General features: G+C 71.2%; 24 protein-coding genes. 11 read left to right on the forward strand and 13 right to left on the reverse strand.

Annotated features, from left to right (window positions below):
• Positions 1 to 42 precede the first annotated feature (42 nt).
• The 6 genes from SRB17_RS01265 to SRB17_RS01290 form a co-directional block, all read right to left on the reverse strand.
• A complete protein-coding gene (locus SRB17_RS01265; RefSeq protein ID WP_153533862.1) occupies positions 43 to 1,815 on the reverse strand; it encodes an IucA/IucC family protein in 1,773 nt (590 codons plus the stop codon).
• On the reverse strand, positions 1,812 to 2,342 hold the full coding sequence (locus SRB17_RS01270) for a GNAT family N-acetyltransferase (RefSeq protein ID WP_153533864.1): 531 nt from the start codon (positions 2,340 to 2,342) through the stop codon (positions 1,812 to 1,814). The genes SRB17_RS01265 and SRB17_RS01270 overlap by 4 nt, the downstream gene beginning before the upstream one ends.
• Positions 2,339 to 3,613, reverse strand: coding sequence for a lysine N(6)-hydroxylase/L-ornithine N(5)-oxygenase family protein (locus tag SRB17_RS01275; RefSeq protein ID WP_153533866.1), 1,275 nt, complete (start codon positions 3,611 to 3,613; stop codon positions 2,339 to 2,341). The genes SRB17_RS01270 and SRB17_RS01275 overlap by 4 nt, the downstream gene beginning before the upstream one ends.
• Positions 3,597 to 5,039 carry a lysine decarboxylase DesA gene (desA, locus tag SRB17_RS01280; RefSeq protein ID WP_153533868.1) on the reverse strand — a complete coding sequence of 481 codons (1,443 nt, stop codon included), beginning with the start codon at positions 5,037 to 5,039 and terminating at the stop codon, positions 3,597 to 3,599. The genes SRB17_RS01275 and desA overlap by 17 nt, the downstream gene beginning before the upstream one ends.
• Positions 5,040 to 5,174: 135 nt before the next feature.
• Positions 5,175 to 6,029 carry a siderophore-interacting protein gene (locus SRB17_RS01285; RefSeq protein WP_153533871.1) on the reverse strand — a complete coding sequence of 285 codons (855 nt, stop codon included), beginning with the start codon at positions 6,027 to 6,029 and terminating at the stop codon, positions 5,175 to 5,177.
• Between the two features lie 10 nt (positions 6,030 to 6,039).
• Positions 6,040 to 7,086 (reverse strand): ABC transporter substrate-binding protein, encoded by a 1,047-nt coding sequence (locus SRB17_RS01290; protein WP_153533873.1) that lies wholly within the window; start codon positions 7,084 to 7,086, stop codon positions 6,040 to 6,042.
• A 257-nt stretch (positions 7,087 to 7,343) separates the two neighbouring features.
• Here SRB17_RS01290 and SRB17_RS01295 point away from each other — a divergent pair, with 257 nt between their 5' ends.
• Positions 7,344 to 8,465, forward strand: coding sequence for a polyprenyl synthetase family protein (locus tag SRB17_RS01295; protein ID WP_153535513.1), 1,122 nt, complete (start codon positions 7,344 to 7,346; stop codon positions 8,463 to 8,465).
• Positions 8,462 to 9,133 carry a biliverdin-producing heme oxygenase gene (locus tag SRB17_RS01300; protein ID WP_153533875.1) on the forward strand — a complete coding sequence of 224 codons (672 nt, stop codon included), beginning with the start codon at positions 8,462 to 8,464 and terminating at the stop codon, positions 9,131 to 9,133. The genes SRB17_RS01295 and SRB17_RS01300 overlap by 4 nt, the downstream gene beginning before the upstream one ends.
• On the opposite strand, the gene SRB17_RS01305 is transcribed toward SRB17_RS01300, so the two are convergent.
• From SRB17_RS01305 to SRB17_RS01320, 4 genes are read right to left on the reverse strand one after another with little or no spacing between them, the layout of a single operon-like run.
• Positions 9,102 to 10,262 (reverse strand): acyl-CoA dehydrogenase family protein, encoded by a 1,161-nt coding sequence (locus tag SRB17_RS01305; protein ID WP_153533877.1) that lies wholly within the window; start codon positions 10,260 to 10,262, stop codon positions 9,102 to 9,104. The genes SRB17_RS01300 and SRB17_RS01305 overlap by 32 nt on opposite strands.
• Before the next feature lie 5 nt (positions 10,263 to 10,267).
• Complete coding sequence (locus SRB17_RS01310; protein WP_323374815.1) at positions 10,268 to 11,209, reverse strand: hydroxymethylglutaryl-CoA lyase; 942 nt, start codon at positions 11,207 to 11,209, stop codon at positions 10,268 to 10,270.
• Positions 11,206 to 13,131 (reverse strand): acetyl/propionyl/methylcrotonyl-CoA carboxylase subunit alpha, encoded by a 1,926-nt coding sequence (locus SRB17_RS01315; RefSeq protein WP_323374816.1) that lies wholly within the window; start codon positions 13,129 to 13,131, stop codon positions 11,206 to 11,208. The genes SRB17_RS01310 and SRB17_RS01315 overlap by 4 nt, the downstream gene beginning before the upstream one ends.
• An 11-nt stretch (positions 13,132 to 13,142) precedes the next feature.
• Positions 13,143 to 14,759 carry a carboxyl transferase domain-containing protein gene (locus tag SRB17_RS01320; RefSeq protein ID WP_153533879.1) on the reverse strand — a complete coding sequence of 539 codons (1,617 nt, stop codon included), beginning with the start codon at positions 14,757 to 14,759 and terminating at the stop codon, positions 13,143 to 13,145.
• A gap of 109 nt (positions 14,760 to 14,868) precedes the next feature.
• Between SRB17_RS01320 and SRB17_RS01325 the strand changes: the two genes are divergently transcribed.
• The 5 genes from SRB17_RS01325 (at position 14,869) to SRB17_RS01345 (ending at position 18,529) form a co-directional block, all read left to right on the forward strand.
• Positions 14,869 to 15,468: a TetR/AcrR family transcriptional regulator gene (locus tag SRB17_RS01325; protein WP_153533881.1), complete on the forward strand. Its 600-nt coding sequence runs from the start codon at positions 14,869 to 14,871 to the stop codon at positions 15,466 to 15,468.
• Positions 15,469 to 15,534: 66 nt separating this feature from the next.
• Complete coding sequence (locus SRB17_RS01330; protein WP_153533883.1) at positions 15,535 to 15,768, forward strand: hypothetical protein; 234 nt, start codon at positions 15,535 to 15,537, stop codon at positions 15,766 to 15,768.
• A 110-nt stretch (positions 15,769 to 15,878) separates the two neighbouring features.
• Entirely contained in the window at positions 15,879 to 17,036 is a 1,158-nt protein-coding gene (locus SRB17_RS01335) for an acyl-CoA dehydrogenase family protein (protein WP_323374817.1), read from the forward strand.
• A gap of 47 nt (positions 17,037 to 17,083) precedes the next feature.
• The gene (gene tesB, locus SRB17_RS01340) at positions 17,084 to 17,953 is read left to right on the forward strand and encodes an acyl-CoA thioesterase II (RefSeq protein WP_153533886.1); all 870 of its coding nucleotides are present in this window, start codon (positions 17,084 to 17,086) and stop codon (positions 17,951 to 17,953) included.
• Between the two features lie 255 nt (positions 17,954 to 18,208).
• Complete coding sequence (locus SRB17_RS01345) at positions 18,209 to 18,529, forward strand: hypothetical protein (protein WP_153533888.1); 321 nt, start codon at positions 18,209 to 18,211, stop codon at positions 18,527 to 18,529.
• A gap of 79 nt (positions 18,530 to 18,608) precedes the next feature.
• On the opposite strand, the gene SRB17_RS01350 is transcribed toward SRB17_RS01345, so the two are convergent.
• Positions 18,609 to 19,397 (reverse strand): phosphatase, encoded by a 789-nt coding sequence (locus SRB17_RS01350; RefSeq protein ID WP_153533890.1) that lies wholly within the window; start codon positions 19,395 to 19,397, stop codon positions 18,609 to 18,611.
• Positions 19,398 to 19,471: 74 nt separating this feature from the next.
• Positions 19,472 to 20,959 (reverse strand): PucR family transcriptional regulator, encoded by a 1,488-nt coding sequence (locus SRB17_RS01355; protein ID WP_153533892.1) that lies wholly within the window; start codon positions 20,957 to 20,959, stop codon positions 19,472 to 19,474.
• 190 nt (positions 20,960 to 21,149) lie between these two features.
• On the opposite strand from SRB17_RS01355, the gene SRB17_RS01360 reads away from it, so the two are divergent.
• The 4 genes from SRB17_RS01360 (at position 21,150) to SRB17_RS01375 (ending at position 25,631) form a co-directional block, all read left to right on the forward strand.
• Positions 21,150 to 22,610 carry a sodium:solute symporter gene (locus SRB17_RS01360; RefSeq protein WP_153533894.1) on the forward strand — a complete coding sequence of 487 codons (1,461 nt, stop codon included), beginning with the start codon at positions 21,150 to 21,152 and terminating at the stop codon, positions 22,608 to 22,610.
• Between the two features lie 74 nt (positions 22,611 to 22,684).
• A complete protein-coding gene (gene speB, locus SRB17_RS01365) occupies positions 22,685 to 23,665 on the forward strand; it encodes an agmatinase (RefSeq protein ID WP_153533896.1) in 981 nt (326 codons plus the stop codon).
• Complete coding sequence (locus SRB17_RS01370; protein WP_323374818.1) at positions 23,662 to 25,347, forward strand: thiamine pyrophosphate-binding protein; 1,686 nt, start codon at positions 23,662 to 23,664, stop codon at positions 25,345 to 25,347. The genes speB and SRB17_RS01370 overlap by 4 nt, the downstream gene beginning before the upstream one ends.
• 23 nt (positions 25,348 to 25,370) lie before the next feature.
• Positions 25,371 to 25,631, forward strand: a complete 261-nt coding sequence (locus SRB17_RS01375; protein ID WP_153533898.1) for a hypothetical protein — start codon at positions 25,371 to 25,373, stop codon at positions 25,629 to 25,631.
• On the opposite strand, the gene SRB17_RS01380 is transcribed toward SRB17_RS01375, so the two are convergent.
• The gene (locus SRB17_RS01380) at positions 25,621 to 26,169 is read right to left on the reverse strand and encodes a DUF1062 domain-containing protein (RefSeq protein WP_323374819.1); all 549 of its coding nucleotides are present in this window, start codon (positions 26,167 to 26,169) and stop codon (positions 25,621 to 25,623) included. The genes SRB17_RS01375 and SRB17_RS01380 overlap by 11 nt on opposite strands.
• Positions 26,170 to 26,253: the final 84 nt, after the last annotated feature.

Genomic DNA, 26,253 nt, shown 5'->3' on the forward strand with positions numbered 1-26,253 from the left:
GGGAAATAGCGAGATTTGCGGCATGTCGGGGTAAGTCGGACATTACAGGTCAGTCATGGGGTTCTTCAGGGTGCCCGCCAGCTGGAGCGCGCCCGAGGGGTCGGCGAGGTCCACCATCTGCTGGTTGTCGCGCAACTGGAGGCGGTTCAGGCAGGAGCGGGCGAACTCCGGGGCGAAGAGGTCGTACCGCTCGAATTTGTCCATAAGGTCCTGGTTTGCGGCCTGGTACTCGCGGGTGACCTCCGCGACCGTGCGCCAGAAGGCCTCCTCCTCCGTGATCCCCTCGGCGGCGAGATGCGCGGCGAGGAAGCGGAAGAAGCAGTCGAAGACGTCCGTGAAGATCGACAGGAGCTTCTTGTCCTCCGGGACGTCGACACGGATCCGGCGCACCTCCGGCGGGAGGGCCGCGTCCGGGTCCATCACCGCGATCTCCTCGGCGATGTCCTTGTACACCGCCCGCTGTACGGCCCCGTCCTTCAGCACCAGGATCACGTTCTCGCCGTGCGGCATGAACACCAGGTCATAGGCGTAGAAGCTGTGCAGGAGCGGGACGTAGTACGCCCGTAGAAAGCGCCGTAGCCACTCCGTGGGCGTCAGCCCCGAGCGCTCGATCAGCGCGCCCGCGAAGGAGGCGCCGGTGTGGTCCACGTGCAGCAGGCAGGCCATGGTCGCGAGCGACTCGCCGTCCTGGAGCGAGGGGACCGGGCTCTCCCGCCACAGCGCGGCCAGCATCTTGCGGTACGGCGAGTAGCGGTCGGTGGCCTGCTCGTACTCCAGATGCCGGTAGCCGACGGCCGCCCGCTCCCGGATGATCGTGAGGCCGGTCGCGCTCAGCACGGGGTCGTTCTCGATCAGCCGGGCCAGCCAGTCGTTGATCGCCGGGGTCGCCTCCATGTAGGCGGCCGAGAGCCCGCGCATGAAGCCCATGTTGAGGACCGAGAGGGCCGTCTTCACATAGTGCTTGTGCGGGGCGCTGGTGTTGAAGAACGTCCGGATGGACTGCTGGGCCAGGTACTCGTCGTCGCCCTCGCCGAGGCAGACCAGGTGCCGGCGGGCCACCTCGGCGGCGAAGGTGACGGAGAGCTTGTTCCACCACTGCCAGGGGTGGACGGGGATGAACAGGTAGTCGGCGGGGTCCAGGCCCTGGCCGGTGAGGGTGGCGCGGAAACGGGTCAGCGTCCTTACGCCCAGCTCCTCCCGCAGGAACGACTCGTACTCGATCCCGGCACCCGCCGTGAACGCGGCCCGCGAGCGGTGCGCGGCCAGCCACACCAGCCGGACGGGACTCGCGGTCTCCGGGGCGTACGACAGGTATTCGTGGATGCCGAACCCGAGCCGCCCGTTGTTCGCGACGAAGCAGGGGTGGCCCTCGGTCATCCCGGTCTCGATGGCCTGGAAGCCGCTGCCCGCCAGCTCCGCCGAGGTGACGCGGGGCTTGGCGAGCTTGTAGCAGGTGCCGGAGAGGGTGGAGGAGATCTCCTCCAGGTAGACCGGCAGGATCTCGTCGCTCAGGCCCAGCGATGTCCTCAGCTCGATGAAGAAGTCCAGGGCGGACAGGGGGAGCTCGGCGTCCTCGCGGTGGCGGGTGATCGAGTCGGCGTCGATCTGCCAGTGGTCGAGCGCGCGGCGGACGGCGGAGAACCGGTAGGCCGTCCGCCCGTCGTCGCTGCGCACGGCGTAGCGCCCGTCGTCGAGGGAATCCGGCGTGATCAGGCGCTCGTGCGCGAACTCCGCGAGCGCCTTGCGTATCAGCAGCCGGCCGGCGGCCGCCCAGCGCTCGGCGGACAGATGGGCCACGGCGTCGGCGGGGCTCATGCGGCCACCCCCGTCGCGGCGGCGAACCGCTCCCGCGTGCAGAAACTCAGCAGGGCCTGCTTCTCCGGTTTCCGGATCTCCCGCTCGGCCACGAACCCGACGGCTTCGTTGAGCGCGTGCACGGCCGTGTTGCGCACGTCCGGCTCGACCACGACCCGCCGGGTCCGCGGGTCCTCGAAGAGGCGGGCCAGCACGGCGGTGATGACGGACCTGGTGAAGCCGTGGACGGGCGTGTCGGTCGCCGGGGTGAGGAAGTGCATGCCGATGTCACCGGGCCGCGCCTCGTACAGGCCCACCAGTTCCCGGTGCGCCGGGTCGTACGTCTCCATCAGGAACACCGGCTCCCCGGCGCGCAGCCCGAACAGCGCGTGGTGGTGCTCGTCCGCCGCGATCTCCATGTAGGCCCGCTCGACGTCCTCCGGCCTCGCGTCCTGCATCATCCAGAAGGCCGCCTTGGGATGGGTGACCCAGGAGTGCAGGAGCTCGCCGTCCTTCAGCGGGTCGACGGTACGGAACGTGAACGTCATGCTGCGAACTCCTGGAACGCGATGGTCTTCTCGACCGGGTAGTACGCGGTGCCGAGCAGCTCGCGGATGATGCACGAGTTGCGGTACGCGCCCATGCCCAGGTCGGGGCTGGTGATGCTGTGGGTGTGGACGCCGGCGTTCTGCAGGAAGACGCCGCGCCCGGTGACGTCGATGGCGTAGTTGCGCGCGACGTCGAAGCGGCCGTGCCCGTCGAAACGGAGGCGGTCCCGGATCGGGGCGAGGAAGGCCGGGGGCTCGTAGTGGTAGCCGGTGGCCAGCAGCAGGCCCTCGGTGCGGATCTCGAAGTCCTTGTCCTGCTCGTCCTGGTGGAAGCCGAGGGTGTAGCTGCCGTCCTGATAACTCGCCTGTGTGAGAGAGGAGTTGGTGAGGAGGCGGGTGGGGACCGGGCGGTCGCCGCTCTCGACGTCCTTCTGGTAGAGCAGATCGAAGATCGAGTCGATCAGATCCGAGTTGATGCCCTTGAACAGGCCCTTCTGCTGCTTCTCCAGCCGGTAGCGGGTCTCCTCGGGCAGCGCCCGGAAGTAGTCGATGTAGTCCGGGGAGGTCATCTCCAGGGTCAGCTTGGTGTACTCCAGCGGGAAGAACCGCGGGGAGCGGGTGACCCAGTTGAGCTGGTAGCCGTGGACGTCGATCTCGGCGAGCAGCTCGTGGTAGATCTCGGCCGCGCTCTGGCCGCTGCCGACGATCGTGAGGGACCTCTTCGCCTGCAACTCCGCCTTGCGGTGCATGTACTGGGAGGTGTGCACGACGTCGCCGGCCAGACCCTGGCAGGCCTGCGGGACATAGGGGGTCGTCCCCGTGCCCAGGACCAGGTGCCGGGCGCGGAACTCTGCACCGGCCTCCGTGCGGACGACGTACAGCTCGTCCTCGTACGTCACCTCGGTGACCGTCGTGCCGAAGCGGACGCTGCCGAGTCTGCTCGCCGCCCAGCGGCAGTAGTCGTCGTACTCGACCCGCAGCGGATAGAAGTTCTCGCGGATGTAGAACGAGTACAGTCTGCCCTTCTCCTTCAGGTAGTTGAGGAAGGAGTACGGCGAGGTCGGGTCGGCGAGGGTGACCAGGTCCGAGATGAACGGGGTCTGGAGGTGGGCGCCGTCCAGGAACATCCCGGCGTGCCACTCGAAGTCCGGCTTGGTCTCCAGGAAGACCCCGTTCAGGCCGGTGATGGGCTCGGTGAGGCAGGCGAGGCCGAGGTTGAAGGGGCCGAGCCCGATCCCCACGAAGTCGTACGTCTCAGCAAGCGCGGTCAAGGGACTCTCCCAGGTACTGCTCGGCGTGGCCGGCGATCAGGTCGAGGACGGCGGCGATGTCGGCCGGCCGGGTCTCGGGGTTGAGGAGGGTGAACTTCAGGTAGTGGCGGCCGCCCACCTTGGTGCCCGCGACCACGGCGTCACCGGAGGCGAACAGGGCCTTGCGGGCGTGGAGGTTGGCGCGGTCGATCTCCCCCGGGTCGGTGACGGCCGCCGGGATGTAGCGGAAGACCAGGGTGGAGAGGGCCGGCTCCACCACGACGTCGTAGCGCGGGTCGGCGGCCAGCATCCGCCAGCCCTCCGCCGCCAGGTCGCAGACCTCGTCGAAGAGCGCGCCGATGCCGTCAGCGCCCATGACCCTGAGGGTCATCCACAGCTTGAGGGCGTCGAAGCGGCGGGTGGTCTGCAGGGACTTGTCGACCTGGTTGGGGACGCGTTCGGTCACCGTGCGGCGCGGGTTGAGGTACTCCGCGTGGTAGGTGGCGTGGCGCAGGGTGGCGGCGTCCCGGACCAGCACGGCGGACGAACTCACCGGCTGGAAGAAGGACTTGTGGTAGTCGACGGTGACGGAGTCGGCGCGTTCGATGCCGGTGAGGCGGTCCCGGTGCTTGAGGGAGGCGAGCAGCCCGCAGCCGTAGGCCGCGTCGACGTGCAGCCACACGCCGTACTGGGCGCACAGCCCGGCGATCTCCGGCAGCGGATCGATGGAGCCGAAGTCGGTGGTGCCCGCGGTGGCGACGACGGCCATCGGGACCAGCCCGTCGCGCCGGCAGCGCTCCAGCTCGCGGGCGAGGGCGACGGTCCGCAGCCGCTTGTCGTGGTCGACGGGGACGGGGACGACCGCCTCCTGGCCCAGCCCGAGCAGCCGGGCGGACTTCTGCACGCTGAAGTGGCTGACCTCGGAGGCGAAGATCCGCAGCCGGGCGAGCGAGTGGGTCTTGGCCTCCTCCCTCGCCAGCAGCAGCGCCTGGAGGTTGGACTGGGTGCCGCCGGAGGTGAACACGCCGTCGGCGGCGGGGCCGAGGCCGATCCGGGCGGCCGTCCAGTCGATGAGTCTGCGCTCGATGAGGGTGCCGCCGGCCGACTGGTCCCAGGTGTCGAGGGACGAGTTGACCGCGCAGAGCACGGCCTCGCCGAGCACCGCCGGGATGACGACCGGGCAGTTGAGGTGGGCGAGGTAGCGGGGGTGGTGGAAGTAGACCGCGTCGCGGAGGTAGACGTCCTCCAGCTCGTCCAGGGCGGCCGCGGTGTCGCCGAGCGGGCGGTCCAGGTCGATGGCGTCGATCCGGGGGGAGAGGGCGTCGACGGCGACGCCGGTGAACGGACGGTCGGTGGCGGCGAGTTTGGCCGCCACCCGCTCGACTCCTTCGGTCACGGAGCTGCGGTAGTGCTCCGCGGTGAGGCCATTGAGCAGGTGCGAGCGCATGTGGGGGTCCTCCGAGGGGACATTCCGTGCGGGGGGTCCGAGCGGTCGGGAGCCGCTCTCGACTTAGGTTAGCCTAACCTAAGTTTTTTGGATCAAGGCATGCCTCACCCGTGACCGGTGTCACGCGCAAGGGAGTTACTCCGCGGTCCGCAGTTGTTCCTCGGTCATCCCCTGCCGCCAGTACCCGACGAAGGTCACCCGCCGCCGGTCGATGCCCCGCTCGCCGACGAAGTGCCGCCGCAGCGCCTTGACCCGCCCGGACTCACCGGCGAGCCACACGTACGGCCGCTCGGCGGCGGGCAGTCGAGCGGCTCGTACGGCGTCGACGGCCATGGGGGACCCGTCGTGCCGTACGAGCCACGTGATCTCCGCGTCCGCGTCCGTGCGCACGTCCTGGATGTCACCGGCGTGCGGCACCTCCAGCCAGGCCCGGACGCGGGCGCCGGCGGGGAGGGACTCCAGGATGGCGGTCGCGGCGGGTACGGCGGTCTCGTCGCCCCACAGCACGACCAGGTCGGTGTCCTCGGGCGGACGGAAGCGGATGGCACGGTTGTCGGCGATCGCAGGGCCGAGCAGCAGCACCCGGTCGCCGGGGGTGGCTCGGGAGGCCCAGCGGGAGGCGGGGCCGGCGGGGGTGGCGGCGCCGGGCTCGATGCCGTGCAGCGCGAAGTCGATGTCGATCTCGACCGTGCTGCCTTCGGCGTCCCGGCGCAGGGACCGGAGCGTGTACGAGCGCATCACGGCCCGTACGTCGAGGGGCAGTTCCCGCCAGGCCTGCCCCCAGCCGTCCCCCAGGTCCAGGGGTACGACGGGCTCCGGCTGGCCCGGGTGCGGAAGGAACAGGGAGAGGGACTGGTCGCGCCCGTCGGAGTGGAGCGCGTGCAGATCGGCTCCGCCGAAGGTGACACGGACGAGCGACGGCCCCAGCCGCCTCGTCCGTACGACCTGCAGGGAGAAGAAACGGAACGGAGCGGCTACGGCCGTCGTCATGAGAGGCTCCTCAGCTCACCTTCTTGGCCTTCTCCAAGGCCTCGGCCAGATTCGTCAGCAGCGGCACGCACTTGTCGTACGAGAGGATCGGCTCGGGAGAGCGGGCGATGACCTGGCCCGCCTTCACCGCGGGCAGCTTCTTCCAGGTCGGCTTGGTGATGTCGGCCGGCTGGATCGTCGACGACCGGTCGTCCATCATGATGATGTCGGCCCGGTACTTGTCGACGTTCTCCCAGCTCAGCGACTCGTACCAGCCGCCGCCCTGCTTCTTGGCGCTCTCCGGCGGCTCGACGAAGTCCACGCCGAGGGACTTGAAGTACTCCAGGTCGATGGAGAGGTTGGTGCCGGAGACGTAGAAGAGCTGGTCGCTCGCGCTGCCGGCCATCACCTTGATGCCGGGCCTGGACTTGGCCGCGGCGCGCAGCCGGGCGGCCGCGGCCTCGAACCGCTTCTTGGCGTCGGTCACCTTCGCGGCCTTCATGTCGGCACCGAGCGATTCGGCCAACTCCCACATGCGCTGCAGCGGCTCGGTGAGCCGGCGGTCGTAGACGGAGATGCCGATGCTGGGCGCCAGCTGGGCGATCTTCTTCTTCGACTCCTCGGGGACGTACCAGAGCGTGCCCGCGTCGTCGAACATCGTCGTGATCAGCACGTCCGGCGCGAGCGAGGCGTACTTCTCGATGTTGAACTGGCCCCAGGCGTTGCCGAGGACCGTCACCTTGCTGACGTCCATGTCGCCGGCCTGGACATCGGCCTTGCCGTCCTTGGTCGTCGTCGGCCCGAAGACGCCCTTGACCTGGACGCCGTAGTCGTGGAGCGCGGCGCCGACGCCGGTGAAGGCGACGATGTCCGCCGGGACCTTGTCGAGCCGCACGGTCGTACCGCGGTCGTCCTTGAAGGACCAGGGGCCGGACCCGGCGGCCTGCGTCCCGCTGCCGGAGCCGTTGTCTTTGCCCTTGTCGTCCCCGCAGGCGGCGAGCGCGGCGCCGAGTCCGACGGCGCCGCCCGCGGCGAGGAGGCCGCGGCGGGTGAGGTGGGTGGCACGGGCATGGGACATGGGTGTGACTGCTTTCGAACGGGGCGGAGCGCCCGCCGGACAGGTTCGAAGGTAGGTTAGCCTAACCTTCCTTGGCGTCCAGGGTCCGGGGTGGTCCGCGCGGCCCGCGCAAGGAGACGAATCCGGCCAACCTCGGTCGTCCGTCCCTCCGACTTCCTTCGCTTCCCTGGCTGTTTGGATCATGTCTCGCTACGTTCAGCCGCACGTCGGCTCCCGTGCGGAGCTGTTCCAGGCGGCCGGAGGTGGGCGTGACGACGATGTCGGGTGTGGATGTGGAGGCGGTGGTCCGCGAGGACGCCGCGCTCCTGGAGGCGGACCTGGACCGTTTCCTCGCGGGGCTGGCCCCGGCGCCGTCCGGCGCGGCGGAATCCGTCTACGCCGCCGCCCTCACGCGCGCCCTGTACGCGCCGGTCGCCGACGCCGTCGGCTCCAAGGTGGGCCAGGAGGCCCTGCGTCCCGCTCCCGGCGCGCCCGGCGGGGGACGGCCGCTGCGGCCGTCGATGGTCTACTGGGCCTACCGCAACTACCGGGGATTCGGCGAGCCGGACACAGCGGACGAGGGACTCGCCGCGGTCCGCCGGGCCGCCGTCGCCGTCCGCGTCCTGCTGAAGGCCGCCGTCGCGCTCGACGACGTCCAGGACGGCAGCGCCGTACGCTACGGCGAACCCGCCCTGCACAGCACCCACGGCGTGCCGCTCGCCGTCAACACCGGCTCATGGCTGATCGCGGCCGCCCTGGCGCACGCCGCCGATCCCGACGTCGTCGGCAGCCTGCTCGGGTCGGTGGCCCACGGCTTCCAGGGGCAGGCCGTCGACATCGCCACCCGCTCGCCCCGCACCCGCGCCGAGCTGGCCGGGGCGCCGCACGACGAGCGGGTCGCGTTCTGGGAGTCGACGGCCGCACTGAAGACCGGCACCCTGTTCCGGATGCCGCTCGACGCGGCGCTGGCGGCCCTGCGCGTCGTCGCGGAGGAGCGCGACACCCTGAACGAGGCCATGCGCCAACTCGGCCTCGCGAGCCAGCTGTTCAACGACCTGACGGACTTCGTGCCGGAGTTCGCGGGCGCCCGCACCCATGAGGACTTCGACGGGCTCAGCAACCGCGTCTTCCTCGAACTCCTCGGCTCCCCGCCCCCGGACGGCCTGTCCGAGCCGGGCGGCGAGCAGCTGCGGTCGTACGTCCTCGGCCATCCGGACCTGCACCGGACGCTCCTCGCCCTGTCCGCCGAAGCCGTCGAGCGCAAACAGGCCGCCAAGGACGCCGTGCGCAGCGTGTGCCGCTCCGCGGACAGCGCCGCCTACTTCGATCTCACCGTCGAGCGCAAGGGCCACCTCGTCGACCGCCTCCACGACACCCTCCGGCAGCGGAGCGCGACATGACGACGACCGCCTCCGCCTCGGCCCTGCTGCGCTCCGCCACCCGGGACCGGCACGACGAGCTGGAGCGCACCGGCTTCGCCGCCGCACTGTTCGCCGGCACGCTCCCGCTCACCCGATACACCGCCCAACTGGCCGCCCTGCGGCTGGTGCTGGACGAACTGGAGACGGAACTCTCCCGAGCCGCCGTCCCGTCCGTCGCCGATCTGTGGGCGGCGGAGGACCTGCGCAAGGTGCCGCTGATCGAGCGGGATCTGCGCCTTTTCGCCGACCGTGGCACCACCCCCGGACGGTGGCCGGCGGCGCACGCGGCGGCCTTCGCGGCGGACATCCGTACGACGGCCGCCGCGGACCCGCTCTCGCTGCTCGGTTTCCTGTACGTCCTGGAGGGTTCCACCCTCGGTGCCCTGCACCTGTGCCGGTACGTCAGCCGCGCCTACGGACTGGACGGCACCGACGGCATCGGCTACTACACGAGCGGTGACCGGGCCCGCTGGACCCGGTTCACCGCCCGGCTGGACGAGGCCCTGGCCGACCCGGCCGCCCAGGACCGCGCCCTGGCCGCCGCCCTGCGGGCCTACGGGCACACGGCCCGCCTCACCGAGGCCCTCTCGGCCGGGCTGACTCCCGCGCAGCCGCCTAGCTCACCAGGCCCAGTTCGCGCGCGATGAGCATCCGCTGGACCTCGCTCGTGCCCTCGCCGATCTCCAGGATCTTGGAGTCGCGCCACATGCGGGCCACCGGGTACTCGTTCATGAAGCCGTAGCCGCCGTGGATCTGGGTGGCGTCGCGGGCGTTGTCGACGGCGACCGTGGAGGAGTACAGCTTGGCCAGGGCCGCCTCCTTCTTGAAGGGCTCGCCCGCGACCAGCCGCGAGGCCGCGTCGCGCCAGGCCAGGCGGGCCGTGTGGGCCTTCATCTCCATGTCGGCGATCTTGAACTGGATGGCCTGGTTGGCGCCGATGGGCCGGCCGAAGGCCTGGCGCTCCTTGGCGTACTTCACCGACTCGTCGACACAGCCCTGGGCCAGGCCCGTCGCGAGGGCCGCGATCGCGATCCGGCCCTCGTCCAGGATGCGCAGGAACTGGGCGTAGCCGCGGCCCTCCTCGCCGAGCAGGTTGGCGGCCGGGACCCGGACATCGGCGAACGACAGCTCACGGGTGTCGGAGGCGTTCCAGCCGACCTTCGAGTAGGGCGCCGCCACCGTGAAGCCCGGGGTGCCGGACGGGACGATGATCGCCGAGATCTGCGGCCTGCCGTCCGGCTTGCGGCCGGTCACGGCGGTGACCGTCACCAAACCGGTGATGTCCGTGCCCGAGTTGGTGATGAAGCACTTCGTGCCGTTGATCACCCATTCGTCGGTGTCCGGGTCCAGGCGGGCCGTCGTACGGGTCGCGCCCGCGTCGCTGCCGCCGTCCGGCTCGGTCAGGCCGAAGGCGCCCAGCATCTCGCCCGAGCACAGGCGGGGCAGCCACGCGCGCTTCTGCTCCTCCGTGCCGAACAAGTGCAGGGGCATGGCGCCGAGCGAGACGCCCGCCTCCAGGGTGATGGCGACCGACGAGTCGACCCGGGCCAGTTCCTCCAGGGCGATGCCCAGCGCCAGATAGTCGCCGCCCATACCGCCGTACTCCTCGGGGAACGGCAGCCCGAACAGACCCATGCGGCCCATCTCGCGGACGATCTCGTACGGGAACTCGTGCCGCTCGTAGAAGTCGCCGATCTTCGGCGCCACGACATCGTGCGCGAACTCCTCCACCGTACGGCGGAGTTCCTCCAGCTCGGGGCTGAGACGGTGGTCCATGCTGATCACTGGTCCTTGTGGGAGAGAGCGCGGACGGTACGGGACGGGCTGGGCCGGTCCAGATGGGCGGCCATCCACACGCTGGTGGCGGTGAGACGGCCGAGGTCGACCCCGGTCTCGATGCCGAGTCCGTGCAGCATCCAGACGAGGTCCTCGGTGGCGAGGTTGCCGGTGGCGGACTTCGCGTACGGGCAGCCGCCGAGCCCGCCCGCCGAGGCGTCCACGGTGGTGACGCCGTGCTGGAGGGCGGCCAGGGTGTTCGCGAGCGCCTGGCCGTAGGTGTCGTGGAAGTGCACGCCGACCACGTTCGTCGGCACGCCCTTCTCGTTGAGGAGGGAGAGCAGTTCGAGCACGTGGCCCGGAGTGGCCACGCCGATCGTGTCGCCGAGGCTCAGCTCGTCGCAGCCCATGTCCCTCAGGGCCGTACAGACGCGGGCCACCTGGTGCAGCGGGACGGCACCCTCCCACGGGTCGCCGAAGCACATGGACACATAGCCGCGCACATGCACGCCCCGGTCCTTGGCCTGCCGCACCACCGGCTCGAACACGGCCAGCGACTCGTCCAGCGTGCGGTTGAGGTTGGCCTTCGCGAAGGACTCGGTGGCGCTGGCGAAGACGGCGACCCGGCCGGCGCCGAGCGCCAGCGCGCGGTCCAGGCCGCGCTGGTTGGGCACCAGGACCGGCAAGGCGACGTCCAGGTCCTTCACCAGGGGAAACAGCTGCTCCGCGTCCGCGAGTCGGGGCACCCACTTGGGGTGCACGAAGCTCGTCGCCTCGATCGTCGTCAGACCCGCGCCGGCGAGCCGGCGGATGAACTCCGCCTTGATCTCGGTCGGTACGGTCCGCTTCTCGTTCTGCAGCCCGTCGCGCGCGCCGACCTCGTGGATCCGCACCCGCGCGGGCAGTCCGGACGCCGGTACGACCATGGGGAGACCGTTCACGGTCACTGCGCCACCACCCCTTCTTCGTCGTGCGGTGCGATCACGGCGAGCACCTGGTCCATCGCGACCGTCGTGCCCGGGGTCACGTCCAGCTCGGCGACCGTGCCCGCGTGCGGGGCGGAGATGACGTGCTCCATCTTCATCGCCTCCACCACCAGCAGGCTCTGCCCGGCGGTCACCTCGTCGCCGACGGCCACCTTGACCACGGTCACCGTGCCGGGCATCGGCGCGGTGAGGGAGTCGGCGCCCGCGTGCGCGGACCGGCTGAGGGACGCGGCCACCGGGTCGTGGTCCCGTACCTGCCAGGCGTCGCCGGACCGGCCGATCCAGTCACCGGCGCGGTGGAAGGTGTGCCGTACGCCGTCGAGGGTGACGCGGACCGTGGCATCGGCGACGGTCGCCGTGCCGCGCGGGGTGTACGTCACCGGGTCCTGGACCCGGAGGTGGAAGGCGGGCGGCTTCGGGGTGCCGCCGAGCCGCCAGCCGCTCGGCACCGAGAAGGGGTCGATCCAGCCGTCCGCGTAGGGCTGCAGTGCCTTCGTGCGTACGGCGGCCGCCGCCTCGTACACCTCCTCCGGCACGTCCGTGGTGACCAGGTCGTCCACGACCCGTTCGACCAGTCCGGTGTCCAGGTCGCCCCGGACGACCGCCGGATGCGCCAGCAGCCGCCGCAGGAACCCCGCGTTGGTCTGCACGCCCAGCGTGACCGTCTCCGCCAGGGCCGCCCGCAGCTTCCGGAGCGCGGTCTCCCGGTCGGGGCCGTGGGCGATCACCTTGGACAGCATCGGGTCGTACAGGCTCCCGACCTCCGTGCCCTCACTGAGCCCCGAGTCGGTGCGGACGCCGTCGCCCCGCGGTTCGTTCAGGAGCAGGACCGTGCCGCCGGAGGGGAGGAAACCCCGCGCGGGGTCCTCGGCGCAGATGCGGGCCTCCACCGCGTGCCCGGTGAGCGTCACGTCGTCCTGCGTGAAGCCCAGCTCCTCGCCGGCCGCGACCCGCAGCTGCCACTCCACCAGGTCCAGTCCGGTGACGAGTTCGGTGACCGGGTGCTCCACCTGGAGGCGGGTGTTCATCTCCATGAAGTAGTACTGCGAGGGGTCGCTGCCCGGCACGATGAACTCCACCGTGCCCGCACCCCGGTACCCGCAGCTGCGGGCCGCCTGTACGGCCGCCTCGCCCATCGCCGCGCGCGTGGCCTCGTCGAGGAGCACGCTGGGCGCCTCCTCGATGATCTTCTGGTGCCGCCGCTGGAGCGAGCACTCGCGCTCGCCGAGGTGCACGACGTTTCCGTGGCCGTCGGCCAGCACCTGGATCTCGATGTGCCGGGGCCGGTCGATCCACCGCTCCACCAGCAGGGTGTCGTCGCCGAAGGAGGCGCGGGCCTCGCGGCGGGCGGCGGCGATCTCCTCCTCCAGCACGGTCATGTCCCGCACCAGCCGCATGCCCTTGCCGCCACCACCGGCGGAGGGCTTGAGCAGTACGGGTGCGCCGAGCGCGCGGGCCGCCTCGGCCAGCTCGGGGTCCCGGCCTCCCGGCACCACCGGCACCCCGGCCGCCTGCACCGTCTCCTTGGCGCGGATCTTGTCGCCCATGAGCGCGATCGCGTCCGCCGGCGGCCCGATGAAGACGAGCCCCGCCTCCTCGCACGAGCGCGCGAAGCCCGCGTTCTCGGCGAGGAAGCCGTACCCGGGATGGACCGCCTGCGCACCCGTACGGACGGCGGCCTCCAGCAGCCGCTCCACCGACAGATAGCTCTCGGCGGCCGGCGCAGGGCCGATCCGTACGGCCGTGTCGGCCTCCCGGACGTGCCGCGCGTCGGCGTCGGCGTCGGAGAAGACCGCCACCGAGCGCACGCCCAGCGAGCGGAGCGTACGGATGACGCGTACGGCGATCTCGCCCCGGTTGGCGACCAGCACTGTGTCGAACACGGTTCCCCTCCTCACATCCGGAAGACGCCGAACTGGGGCTCGCCCAGCGGCGCATTGGCACAAGCGGTCAGGGCCAGACCCAGCACCTGACGGGTCTCCAGCGGGTCGATCACGCCGTCGTCCCAGAGGCGGGCGGTGGCGTAGTAGGCGTTGCCCTGGCGCTCGTACTGCGCGCGGATCGGCGCCTTGAAGGCCTCCTCGTCCTCGGCGGGCCAGGCCTCTCCACGGGCCTCCAGCTGGTCCCGCTTGACGGTCGCGAGGACGGACGCGGCCTGCTCGCCGCCCATGACGGAGATCTTGGCGTTGGGCCACATCCACAGGAAGCGGGGGGAGTAGGCCCGGCCGCACATCGAGTAGTTGCCCGCGCCGTACGACCCGCCGACCACCACGGTCAGCTTGGGCACGCGCGTGCACGCCACCGCCGTCACCATCTTGGCGCCGTGCTTGGCGATACCGCCCGCCTCGTAGTCCCTGCCGACCATGAACCCGGAGATGTTCTGCAGGAACACCAGCGGGATCCCGCGCTGGTCGCACAGCTCGATGAAGTGGGCGCCCTTCTGGGCGGACTCGGAGAAGAGGATGCCGTTGTTGGCGACGATCCCGACCGGGTGGCCGTGGATCCGCGCGAACCCGGTGACGAGCGTCTGCCCGAACTCGCTCTTGAACTCGGCGAAACGGGAGCCGTCGGCGATACGGGCGATGATCTCGCGTACGTCGTAGGGGGTACGGGAGTCGACCGGGACCGCGCCGTACAGCCCGTAGGGGTCCACCTTGGGCTCGACGGCCGGCTGGGCCTCCCAGGGCAGCGACTGCCGGGCCGGGAGCGTGGCGACGATGTTCCGCACGATCCTGAGGGCGTGCGCGTCGTCCTCGGCGAGGTGGTCGGTGACGCCGGAGATCCGGGAGTGGACCTCGCCGCCGCCCAGCTCCTCCGCCGTGACGACCTCGCCGGTGGCGGCCTTCACCAGGGGCGGCCCGCCGAGGAAGATCGTCCCCTGATTGCGGACGATCACGGCCTCGTCGCTCATGGCGGGCACATACGCCCCGCCGGCCGTGCAGGAGCCGAGCACGGCGGCGATCTGCGGGATGCCGGCGCCGGACATCCGGGCCTGGTTGTAGAAGATCCGCCCGAAGTGGTCCCGGTCCGGGAACACCTCGTCCTGCATCGGCAGGAAGGCGCCGCCGGAGTCCACGAGGTAAACGCACGGCAGCCGGTTGTCGAGGGCCACCTCCTGGGCGCGCAGGTGCTTCTTCACGGTCATCGGGTAGTACGTCCCACCCTTCACCGTGGCGTCATTGGCGACGATCACGCACTCGCGCCCGCTGACCCGCCCGATCCCGGCGATCACCCCGGCGGCCGGGGCCTGCCCGTCGTACATCCCGTCGGCCGCGAGGGGCGCCAGCTCCAGGAACGGCGACCCCGCATCCAGCAGCGTGTCCACCCTGTCCCTCGGCAGCAGCTTGCCCCGCGCGGTGTGCCGGGCCCGCGCCTTCTCGCCGCCGCCGAGAGCCGCCGCGGCCAGCTTGCCGCGCAACTCCTCGACGAGCGCGAGATGCGCCTGTTCATTGGCCCGCCAGGCCTCCGACGCGGGATCTGCCGCGCTCCGAAGCTCCGGTGCCTCCTGCATCCTGCGGTCCCCTCACCGGTGATCGAACCTGTTGGTCGAACGTGTTAATGAGCGTTAACCATTTCCTCCAGGTTAACGACCGCTAACCTCGCTGTCTAGAATTGCCTGCATGGTCACCAGAACCGACGCCCCGACCCGCCGCGAGCAGATCCTCAAGGAGGCCGCCCGGCTCTTCGCCGAGCGCGGTTTCCACGGCGTCGGCGTCGACGAGATAGGCGCCGCTGTGGGCATCAGCGGCCCCGGTCTGTACCGGCACTTCGCGGGCAAGGACGCGATGCTCGCCGAGCTGCTGGTCGGCATCAGCGGCCAGCTGCTGACGGGCGCGAAGCGCCGCCTGGCGGAGGCGGACGGCCGGAGCGGCGCCTCGGCGGTCCTGGACTCCCTGATCGAGGGCCACATCGACTTCGCCCTGGACGACCGTCCCCTCATCACCCTGCACGATCGCGAGCTGGACCGCCTGCGCGACAGCGACCGCAAGCTGGTGCGCCAGCTCCAGCGGCAGTACGTCGAGCTGTGGGTGGAGGTGGTCCGCGAGGTCTACCCGGCCCTGTCCGAACCCTCGGCCCGCTCGGCCGTCCACTCGGTCTTCGGCCTCCTGAACTCCACCCCCCACCTGGGCCGCGCGGGCACCCTCCCGGGCCGCGGCGCCACGGCGGCCCTGCTGCACCGGATGGCCCGGGGGGCGTTCGAGGCGGCGGGGGAGGACTGAGCGCGCTGGGGGGACCGGGCGCGCTGGGGGAGGACTGAGCGCGGTGGCGGCGGGAGCGATGATCGCGTGACGCCCACCGCCCGGCCGTCCCTGACCGGGACCGTCCGCCGGTTCGGCGACTATGAGGGGGAGCGGCGGGCGCGGGCCACGCGTGCGTGGGTGCGCGAGCACCTGACTCAGCACCCGGGCCGCGACCTCCGCCACGGCATCACGCTCGACGGCGTGCTGATCCGCGCGCGTGCGGCCCTCCTCGCCCATGCACGCTTCCCGGCCCGTACGCGCTTCCGCAGCGCACTGTGAGTCCTGTCGCCTCCGCTCGAGAGTGACCTGGATCTCTGGACGCATCGCCGTACTCGCCGGTATCTTCGAGTCTGAGCAAGCGCTTAGACAGGAACGTGGAGGTGGGCGGCGTGCGCCGTACGGTGTTCAACGAGGATCACGAGGCGTTCCGGGAGACCCTGCGCGCCTTCATCGAGGCCGAGGTCGTGCCGGTCTACGACGAGTGGTTCGCCGCCGGCCAGGCGCCGCGCGACTTCTACTACAAGCTCGGCGAGCTGGGCATCTTCGGCATCAGCGTGCCCGAGGAGTTCGGCGGCGCGGGCATGGACACCCACAAGTTCGAGGCCGTCCTCTACGAGGAGACCGCCCGCGCGGGCGTGAGCTTCGGCGGCTCCGGCGTCCACGTCCTGCTCGCCCTGCCCTACATCAAGATGCTGGCCACGGACGAGCAGAAGAAGCGCTACCTGCCGAAGTTCGTCACCGGCGAGGAGATGTGGGCCATCGCCATGACCGAGCCGGGGACGGGCTCGGACCTGGCCGGCATGAAGACCACCGCCAAGCTCAGCGAGGACGGCACGCACTACGTCCTCAACGGCGCCAAGACCTTCATCACCGGCGGCGTGCACGCCGACAAGGTGATCGTCTGCGCCCGCACGGCAGCGCCCACCGCCGAGGACCGCCGCCACGGCATCTCCCTGTTCGCCGTGGACACCAAGTCCGAGGGCTACTCCGTCGGCCGCAAGCTGGACAAGCTGGGCCTGAAGACCTCCGACACCGCCGAGCTGGCCTTCGTCGACGTCAAGGTCCCGGTCGAGGACCTGCTCGGCGAGGAGAACAGGGGCTTCTCCTACCTCGGCCACAACCTCGCCTCCGAGCGCTGGGGCATCGCCTTCGGCGCCTACGCGCAGGCCAAGGCCGCCGTCCGGTTCGCCAAGCAGTACGTGCAGGAGCGCACCGTCTTCGGCAAGCCGGTCGCCCACTTCCAGAACACCAAGTTCGAACTGGCCGCCTGCCAGGCCGAGGTCGACGCCGCCGAGGCCGTCGCCGACCGCGCGACGGAGGCCCTGGACGCGGGCGAACTGACCCCCGCCGAGGCCGCTTCCGCGAAGCTGTTCTGCACCGAGGTCGCCCACCGCGTCATCGACCGCTGCCTCCAGCTGCACGGCGGCTACGGCTACATGAACGAGTACCCGATCGCCCGCCTGTACGCGGACAACCGCGTCAACCGCATCTACGGCGGCACCAGCGAGATCATGAAGACGATCATCGCGAAGGACATGGGCCTGTAAGACGGACCTGTCACCACCGCAATCACTGGCCTGTACAACTAGATGCCATGAGCCAGGCACTCCAGGATCTCCTCGATCTGCTCGACCTCGAGCAGATCGAGGAGAACATCTTCCGCGGCCAGTCCCGCTCCGCCGTCGTACCCCGCGTCTTCGGCGGGCAGGTCGCGGCGCAGGCGCTGGTCGCCGCCGGGCGTACGGTCCCCGCGGACCGGCCCGCCCATTCGCTGCACGCCTACTTCCTGCGCCCCGGCGACCCCGGCGCACCGATCGTCTACACCGTCGACCGCATCCGCGACGGCCGGTCCTTCACCACCCGCCGCGTGGTCGCCGTCCAGCACGGCAAGCCGATCTTCCATCTCTCGGCGTCCTTCCAGACGCTCGAGGAGGGCCTCGAGCACCAGGCGCCCATGCCCGCCTCGGCCGACCCGGCCACCCTGCCCACCTCGCAGGAGCGGTTGCGCGGCTACGGCCATCTCGCCCCCGAGGTCGTCGAGAAGTTCATCGAGGCCCGCGAGGCGATCGACCTCAGGTACGTGGAGGAGCCGCCGTACGGGCAGTTCGGCGAACCGCGTGAGCCGCACTCACAGGTCTGGTTCCGCACCAACGGCAAGCTGGACGACGACCCGTTGCTCCACGTCGTCCTCGCCACCTACGTCTCCGACATGACCCTCCTCGACTCCGTGCTGCTCGCGCACGGCCGCGGCGGCTGGGCGGTCGGTGACGTCGTGGGCGCCTCCCTGGACCACGCGATGTGGTTCCACCGTCCCTTCCGCGCCGACGACTGGCTGCTGTACGACCAGGAGTCGCCGTCCGCGCACGGCGGCCGCGGCCTCGGCCAGGCCCGGATCTACACACAGGACGGACAGCTCGCGATCACCGTCATCCAGGAGGGCGTGGTCCGCGTTCCGCGTGACTGAAGTTGCTCCGAGGTGCCGAGTGACGGGTGTGGCACTAATCTCTATGAGTGACAGCCGCAGTACATGGCGTAACCGGCCGGCGGTTCCGGTTTCCCGGAACGGCAGACGTCGGCGGCGACGTTCGTGGAGCACACCCGCTGCGGCGACACCTGAAGAGCGCGCCGTGCCTTCCTCTCAGTGAGCACGGCGCCGGCCATCCACACCGCGCCTTCCCCACGGAGCCGCGGGAGTTGATGGAGACAGAAGGGTAATCCCATGCGAGCTCAGCGCTTCAAGCGTTATGTCGTGATGTCCGCAACAGGCCTCCTGCTTGCCGGCGGGGCCGCGATCGGCACGGCCGGCACGGCCTCGGCGGCCCCCGCAACTCCCACGGCCCACGCCTACAGTTCCGGCTGGGGCGGCAACGGCTGGGGCCGTCACCACAACGGTCACCGTCGCCACCACTGCCGCGGCGGCGGCTGGGGCAACCGGGGCTGGGGCAACTGGGGTTGGGGCAACTGGGGCGGGGGCAACAGGGGTGGCGGCAACTGGGGTGGCGGCAACTGGGGTGGCAACTGGGGCGGCGGCGGGCGGTAACCGACCCGGCACGATCGCGCCCACACTGTGCGGCTCCGCTCACGGGGCCGCACAGTGCCGTGCCGACAGCACGGGACCGTCAGGAAAGTCCGGCAGCCGCCAGCAGATACGCCGTCATCGGGTCGTAGTGACGCGGGCTCACCACATGGTCGTCGAGCGGCACGACGGCCTGGAGGGTGCCCTCGGACTCGGCGAGGAACAGCGCCGGGTCGTTGCAGTCGGCGTATCCCACGGAGTCGATGCCGTGCTGACCCGCGTACCCCGCCCACCCGTGGTCGGCGACGACCAGGTCCGGCAGCGCGCGACCCTCGCGCTCAAGTCCCGTCAGAACGGCCCGCATCGGCTCCCCGGAGTGGGTGTGCCACAGCGTCGCCCCGTGCTCCAGCACCGCGACGTCCGCGAACTGCATGACGTACCCCTCGTCCGTCTGCAGCCCGTCCGGGATGACCACGATCTCGCAGCCGGCGGCCCGCAGCGCGGCGGCCGTCGCCCGGTGCACGTCCAGCAGGCCGCCCGGATGCCCGGTGGCGAACAGCACCCGCTGCCGGTCCTCGGCCGCCTTGCGCAGCCGCGCCGCCATCCGCTCCAGCGCGTCCACGGTCAGCTCGGGGTCGATCGTGTCCTGCCCGTACCGGTACTCGGGATCGTCGTTCACGCCGGCTCTCTCGGCCATCACCGCGAGCACGTCCTGCTCGTCCGCCCAGCGGTCGCCCAGCTCCAGGCCGAGCCAGAAGTTGCGGACACCGTTGGCGAGCTGACGGTAGTGGGAGAGGTTGTTCTCGCGGGGCGTGGCGACGTCCCCCGCGATACGGGTCCTCACCAGATGGTCGACGAGCTGGGCGCGGCTGGGTGTCCCGGGTATCGGCATGCCTCCATTGTGAGGCAGCGCGCCACGGCCCGTCCTCGGCATGTCGCCCGCTGGGACGCGCCTCACGCGCCCGGTCAGCCCCGGCGCAGCGCGAACCACAGTTCCATGCGGACGTCCGGGTCGTCCAGGTCGGTGTCCAGCAGGGCGGCGCAGCGGGCGATGCGCTGCCGCACGGTGTTGCGGTGCACGTCCATGGCCACCGCCGTACGGTCCCAGCTGCCGTGCAGCGCCAGCCAGTTGCGCAGGGTCTCGGCGAGCTCGGGCCGACCGGTGAGCGGGGCGAGCAGCGCGCGGGCGTGTGCCTCGGCGTCCGCCCGCGGCACCAGATCCTGCAGGCCCGGCCGGGCGCCGTGCCGGACCAGCGGGGTGCGGGTGGCCCGGGCCCGGGCGAGGGCACGGGCCGCCTGCGCATCGGCGGCCCGCCACTCGGACGCCTCCACGGCCGCGCTCACCCCGAGCGTCCACCCGGCCTGCGGCTCCGGCAACCGCCCGCCCGGCACCAGCACCCGTACGACGTCATGCCCGAGGTCGACCAGCGGTGAGCCCAGCGCGGCACCGAGCCCGGACGCCGCGACGGCATCGGGCAGCTGAGCCTCCGGCCGCGCGTGCACGACCAGCCACCGTCCGGTGCCGAGCAGCGGGGCCACCTCCTCGGGCGGGGAGCCCAGCAACAGCCGTACGAGAGCGGAGGAACGGGCGGCACCGGTGCCGCTGTGGTGCTCACCGGTCAGCAAGGACAGCAGGACGGCGGCGACGGACGCGATGGTGTGATCACCGGGGTCGCGCCGGGGGGAGGCCACGCCGAGCACGAACCCCTCGCCGGCGCCGAGGGCGTAGACGGCCAGGTGGGTGGCGCCGACGGTGTCGGTCGCGGAGGTGGCCCTGGGTGCCGTGCGCCCCGTGGGCCGCACCACGCCCGAGAGCTCCGCGAGCGCCTCCCTGACCCCCTCCGCCGGCTCCCGGCCCGCCGCCGCGATCTCGGTGCCGTCGGGGCCGTGCAGGACCGCGTGCCCGGCCAGGCGCTGGGCCAGCTGGCGCAGCACCGACGGCACCGGATCCGGGCGGGAGGCCGCCGCCGCCAGGCTCTGCTGGGCCTCCGTGACGCGGCGGAGTTCGGCCAGCCGGGCCTGGGCCATCAGCTGCCACACCGCGCGGGCCACGCCGGAGAACGTGGTCTGGGGCGGGACCTCCAGGAGGGGGAGGCCGTAGCGCTCGCAGGCCGCCACGAGCGCGCGCGGCACCGTGTCGTGGACGGGGGCGAGCCCGAAGCCGAGGGCGGCACCGCCCGCCGCCACGATCCGGGAGACATAGTCGTCGAAGTACGTGCCCGATCCGGCCGCCTCCGGGATGTGCACCCCCGCCGTGAGCAGCAGCTCGCCGCCCAGCAGATACGGGTACGGGTCGGCCATCTCCGAGGTGTGCGCCCAGTGGATCACGGTCGAGGGCTCGGACGGGCCCGCGATCTGGCGCAGGCCGAGGTCCTCCCGGGCCAGCAGGGCCGAGAGCGGGACCGGTGGGGTCGGTGGGACCGCCGGGGTCATCGGGGCGGTTGTTTCCGGCATGATGTGCGTACCCTTCACTCCGCCCTATTCATATGGATGAAACGTACACTTCGCAGTCGCTTTCCGGCCACCTAGTGTCAAGTCAGACCGGCGGCCGCGGGTACGGGCGGATGTCCCCGCGATCTGTCGCCGGCTCGTCCCCACCGCATCTGCACGACACGCCACCGGAATGTGCGCGAAGGAGGGCCCCATGGCCGTCGACTACACAGTGATCGTCGTCTATCTCGCCGGCATGCTGGCGATGGGCTGGTGGGGCATGCGCCGCGCCAAGTCCAAGAGCGATTTCCTCGTGGCGGGCCGCCGCCTGGGCCCGGCCATGTACTCCGGCACCATGGCGGCGATCGTCCTCGGCGGCGCCTCCACCATCGGCGGCGTGGGCCTCGGCTACCAGTACGGCCTCTCCGGCGCCTGGATGGTCTTCACCATCGGCCTCGGCCTGCTCGCCCTGTCCGTCTTCTTCTCCGCCCGCATCGCCCGGCTGAAGGTCTACACCGTCTCCGAGATGCTGGACCTGCGCTACGGCGGCCGGGCCGGGGTGATCTCCGGCGTGGTCATGTGGGCGTACACCCTGATGCTGGCGGTCACCTCGACCATCGCCTACGCCACGATCTTCGACGTCCTCTTCGACATGAACCGGACCGTCGCGATCATCCTCGGCGGCTCGATCGTCGTCGCCTACTCCACCCTCGGCGGCATGTGGTCGATCACCCTCACCGACATGGTGCAGTTCGTGGTCAAGACGATCGGTGTGCTGCTCCTGCTCCTGCCGATCGCGGTCGTCAAGGCGGGCGGCTTCTCCGAGATGAAGGCCAAGCTGCCGACCTCGTACTTCGACCCGCTGGGCATCGGCGGTCAGACGATCTTCACCTATGTCCTGATCTACACGTTCGGCATGCTGATCGGCCAGGACATCTGGCAGCGCGTGTTCACCGCCCGCAGCGACAGGACCGCCAAGTGGGGCGGCACGGTGGCCGGAACCTACTGTCTGGCCTACGCCCTCGCCGGCGCGGTGATCGGCACGGCCGCCAAGGTGCTCTACCCCAAGCTCGGCAGCCCCGACGACGCCTTCGCCACCATCGTCAAGGACGAACTCCCCGTCGGCGTGCGCGGCCTGGTCCTGGCCGCCGCCCTCGCCGCCGTGATGTCCACCTCCTCCGGCGCCCTGATCGCCTGCGCCACGGTCGCCAACAACGACATCTGGTCGCGCCTGAAGGGTGCCGTACGACGGGACGGCGAGGGGCACGACGAGGTCAGCGGCAACCGCGCCTTCATCCTGATCATGGGCGTGGTGGTGATCGGCACGGCGATCGCGCTGAACAACGTGGTCGAGGCGCTGACGGTCGCCTACAACCTCCTCGTCGGCGGCCTGCTCGTGCCCATCCTCGGCGGCCTGCTGTGGAAGCGCGGCACGGTGCAGGGCGCGCTGGCCTCCGTGATCGTCGGCGGCCTCGCGGTGATCGGCCTGATGGCCGGCTACGGCATCCTCGCCAACGAGCCCGTCTACTACGGCCTGCTCGCCTCCCTCGCCGCCTACGTCGCCGTCTCCCTGGCGACCAGGCCCACCGACGAGACGGTTCTCGCCACCTGGCGCGAGCGCCTCGCCGGACGGAACCCCGAACTCGCGTCCGAGCCGGTCCCGGCTCACCAGTAGAGTCGTATGACAAGCAGTACATGCGGCACAAACAGTACATGCGCGACGAAGCGCAAGAAAGAAGGCATTTGACCATGAGCAGCAACGAGACGCCCCGCGGCCCCGTCGACTCCTCCCGCATCCCGCGGTACGCCGGTCCCGCGACCTTCGCCCGGCTGCCCCGCCTGGACGAGGTCGGCACCGCCGACGTCGCCGTGGTGGGCGTGCCGTTCGACTCCGGCGTCTCGTACCGGCCGGGCGCCCGCTTCGGCGGCAACGCCATCCGCGAGGCGTCCCGGCTGCTGCGCCCGTACAACCCCGCGCAGGACGCCTCCCCCTTCGCCCTGGCGCAGGTCGCCGACGGCGGCGACATCGCGGTGAACCCGTTCAACATCAACGAGGCCGTCGAGACCGTCGAGGCCGCGGCGGACGAACTGCTCGGCACGGGCGCCCGTCTGATGACCCTGGGCGGCGACCACACCATCGCCCTCCCGCTGCTGCGCTCGGTGGCGAAGCAGCACGGCCCGGTCGCCCTGCTCCACTTCGACGCCCACCTCGACACCTGGGACACCTACTTCGGTGCCGAGTACACCCACGGCACCCCGTTCCGCCGCGCGGTGGAGGAGGGCATCCTCGACACCTCCGCCCTCTCCCACGTCGGCACCCGCGGCCCGCTGTACGGCAAGCAGGACCTGACGGACGACGAGAAGATGGGCTTCGGCATCGTCACCTCCGCCGACATCTACCGCCGGGGCGCCGACGAGGTCGCCGACCAGCTCCGCCAGCGCATCGGCGACCGCCCGCTGTACATCTCCATCGACATCGACTGCCTCGACCCGGCGCACGCGCCCGGCACGGGAACCCCGGAGGCGGGCGGCATGACCTCCCGCGAGCTGCTGGAGATCCTGCGCGGCCTGGCGTCCTGCAACCTGGTCTCGGCGGACGTCGTCGAGGTGGCGCCGGCGTACGACCACGCCGAGATCACCTCCGTGGCCGCCTCCCACACGGCCTACGAACTGACCACCATCATGAGCCGCCAGATCGCGGCGGCCCGGAAGGACTCGGAAGCGAAGTGACTCACGACCACGACCTGGTGCTCCGCCCGACCGATCAGCAGACGGCGGCCGCGCTGAATCCCCCTCCCGGCCGCAACGGCGGAGACCTGGTCGTGGAGACGCTGGCCGGGCTCGGCGCGACCACGGTCTTCGGCCTGCCCGGCCAGCACGCCCTCGGCATGTTCGACGCCCTGCGCAGGTCCTCCCTCCACTATGTCGGCCTGCGGGTGGAGAACAACGCGGGCTTCGCGGCGGACGCGTACGGCCGGATCACGGGTGAGGCGGCGCCCCTGCTGCTCTCGACGGGCCCGGGCGCGCTGACGTCGCTGGCCGCTCTGCAGGAGGCGGCGGCGGCCTCGGCCCCCGTGCTGGCGATCAGCAGCCAGATCCCGACGGCGGGCCTGGGCGGCGGCCGCCACGGCTATCTGCACGAACTCCCCGACCAGGCGGCCTCGTTCCGGGGCGTGGTGAAGTCGGTTCACACGGTCCGTACGCAGTCCCAGATCCCGTCCGCGATCGCGGCGGCCTGGAAGTCGGCGCTGACGGCACCGCACGGCCCGGTGTGGGTGGAGATCCCGCAGGACGTACTGCTCGCTGCGACCGCCCTGCCGGTGGTGACGGCACCGGACGCGACGCCGGAGGACCTTCTCCCGCGCCCCGAACTGACGGCGGTGGCCGCCGAGCTGCTGTCGCGGGCGGCCCGCCCGGCGATCATCGCGGGCGGTGGGGTCGTACGGTCGGACGCCGCCGGGAAGCTGAGGGCGCTGGCCGAGAAGCTGGACGCGCCGGTGGTGACGACGTTCGGCGGCAAGGGCGCGTTCCCGTGGGAGCACCCGCTGTCGATGCAGTCCTGGCTGGAGGACCGGTACACGACGGACTTCCTGGAGGACGCCGACGTTCTGCTGGTGGTCGGCTCGGGCCTGGGCGAACTCTCCTCCAACTACCACACGTTCAAGCCGCGCGGCCGGGTGATCCAGATCGAGGCCGACCTCGGCAAACTGGAGTCCAACCACCCTGCCCTCGGCATCCACGCGGACGCGCGCCTGGCTTTGCAGGCGCTGCTGGAGACGGTGCGGGAGCGCACGGACGAGTCGGCGCCGGAGCGCGTACGGGAGCTGCTGGAGAAGGTGGCGGCCCGTATCGCGGGCCAGGAACTCACCCTGGAGCAGGAGGCGTTGGGGGCCGTCCGGCGTGCGCTGCCCGCGGGTTCGCCGTCCTTCTGGGACATGACGATCCTGGCGTACTGGGCGTGGTCGGCCTTCGACCCCCGGGGTACCAACACCATGCACTCGGCCCAGGGAGCCGGCGGCCTCGGCTACGGCTTCCCGGCGGCGCTCGGCGCGGCGGCGGCGGATCCCACGCGCCCGGTGCTGGCGGTGTCGGGCGACGGCGGCGCGCTGTACTCGATCGCGGAACTGGCCACGGCCCGCCAGTACGACCTGCCGGTCACCTGGCTGATCGTCGACGACGGCGGCTACGGCATCCTCCGCGAGTACATGACGGACGCCTTCGGCCGGCCGACGGCGACGGAGCTGACGCGCCCGGACTACGTGGCGCTCGCGGAGTCCTTCGGTGTGCCGGGGGTCCGTACGACCCCGGAGACCCTGGAGGAGGACCTGGCGAAGGCGCTGGCGGCACCGGGGCCGTCGGTGGTCGTAGTCCCGGCGGTACTGCGGATGTTCGCGCCGACGCATCTCGGCTAGCGGCGCGGCCGGATCCGAGGGGTGTGCCTCACCGGCACCTGCTCGAGCCGGCGGGCGAGGATCCCGAGGTGTACGGCTGTGGAGCGGATCCCGTGCCGGTGAGGCGGATCGACTCCCTGGCCACCCCGATGGTCGCCGTCGCCCGGTCCGGCCTGGACCAGGTGCGCGCCTGCCTGCCCCGTGACGGCAAGCGGCACTGCTTCGGCCCGGAGGCGTGCGGGCCATGGCCCGCCCGGCGGATGAAGCCGGACGGGCCATGGCCCCGAGGAGGGCTCAGCGCTTGAGCGTGAAGGTGAAGTCGCCGGAGAGCCTGCCGCTCAGCCGGACTGCCGAGACGAGCTTCCCCTCCGCGATCAGCCTCTCGACCTCGGCCCGTGAAAGACCGCACCCTTCAGCGATCAGTCGCACCGGCCGGACAGGGATCCGTGCCGCGAAGCGGACCGAGACGTCGATCACCTCGCGGTCCAGGTGATCCGATCCGCCGGTGTCGAGGCGCCACGCGCCCGCCCAGTCGAGGGCGATGCGATTACGGCGCTGCACGACCGGATCCTGGAGCAGCTCAGCTGTCAGGCCAAGGTCGTTGTCGTGCAGCCGGTCCAGCAGCTCAGGTCGTACGGAGCGCACGTTCAGCCGCTCCAGGACCGAGAGCTTTGCGGTTTCCCCGCAAGCGGTACAGAGCACGAGGAGCCAGGCGTCGAGGAGCTTGTGGTTTGCGTTGACGCGAAATTTTCCGCTCGCCCGGAAGTACTCGGACGCGCACGCGTGGCAACGGCGGCGAACGAGCGGCAGGCAGGTGGGCGCGACCACCCAGTCATTGAGCACAGAAGTACACCGGTTTCAGTGAGAAGTCCGCAGCAAAAAGCAGCGCGGCGCACATGTGCGACGCGCGACCGATCAGCGCTCGGG

The sequence above is a fragment of the Streptomyces sp. RB17 genome (assembly GCF_009604455.1).
GTDB lineage: Bacteria > Actinomycetota > Actinomycetes > Streptomycetales > Streptomycetaceae > Streptomyces.

What these genes read in the sequence shown, in the direction of transcription:
- SRB17_RS01265 (WP_153533862.1), bottom strand. Translation starts at nt 1,815, where the DNA reads ATGAGCCCCGCCGACGCCGTGGCCCATCTGTCCGCCGAGCGCTGGGCG.
- SRB17_RS01270 (WP_153533864.1), bottom strand. Translation starts at nt 2,342, where the DNA reads ATGACGTTCACGTTCCGTACCGTCGACCCGCTGAAGGACGGCGAGCTC.
- desA (WP_153533868.1), bottom strand. Translation starts at nt 5,039, where the DNA reads ATGCGCTCGCACCTGCTCAATGGCCTCACCGCGGAGCACTACCGCAGC.
- SRB17_RS01285 (WP_153533871.1), bottom strand. Translation starts at nt 6,029, where the DNA reads ATGACGACGGCCGTAGCCGCTCCGTTCCGTTTCTTCTCCCTGCAGGTC.
- SRB17_RS01290 (WP_153533873.1), bottom strand. Translation starts at nt 7,086, where the DNA reads ATGTCCCATGCCCGTGCCACCCACCTCACCCGCCGCGGCCTCCTCGCC.
- SRB17_RS01295 (WP_153535513.1), top strand. Translation starts at nt 7,344, where the DNA reads ATGTCGGGTGTGGATGTGGAGGCGGTGGTCCGCGAGGACGCCGCGCTC.
- SRB17_RS01300 (WP_153533875.1), top strand. Translation starts at nt 8,462, where the DNA reads ATGACGACGACCGCCTCCGCCTCGGCCCTGCTGCGCTCCGCCACCCGG.
- SRB17_RS01305 (WP_153533877.1), bottom strand. Translation starts at nt 10,262, where the DNA reads ATGGACCACCGTCTCAGCCCCGAGCTGGAGGAACTCCGCCGTACGGTG.
- SRB17_RS01320 (WP_153533879.1), bottom strand. Translation starts at nt 14,759, where the DNA reads ATGCAGGAGGCACCGGAGCTTCGGAGCGCGGCAGATCCCGCGTCGGAG.
- SRB17_RS01325 (WP_153533881.1), top strand. Translation starts at nt 14,869, where the DNA reads ATGGTCACCAGAACCGACGCCCCGACCCGCCGCGAGCAGATCCTCAAG.
- tesB (WP_153533886.1), top strand. Translation starts at nt 17,084, where the DNA reads ATGAGCCAGGCACTCCAGGATCTCCTCGATCTGCTCGACCTCGAGCAG.
- SRB17_RS01345 (WP_153533888.1), top strand. Translation starts at nt 18,209, where the DNA reads ATGCGAGCTCAGCGCTTCAAGCGTTATGTCGTGATGTCCGCAACAGGC.
- SRB17_RS01350 (WP_153533890.1), bottom strand. Translation starts at nt 19,397, where the DNA reads ATGCCGATACCCGGGACACCCAGCCGCGCCCAGCTCGTCGACCATCTG.
- SRB17_RS01355 (WP_153533892.1), bottom strand. Translation starts at nt 20,959, where the DNA reads ATGCCGGAAACAACCGCCCCGATGACCCCGGCGGTCCCACCGACCCCA.
- SRB17_RS01360 (WP_153533894.1), top strand. Translation starts at nt 21,150, where the DNA reads ATGGCCGTCGACTACACAGTGATCGTCGTCTATCTCGCCGGCATGCTG.
- speB (WP_153533896.1), top strand. Translation starts at nt 22,685, where the DNA reads ATGAGCAGCAACGAGACGCCCCGCGGCCCCGTCGACTCCTCCCGCATC.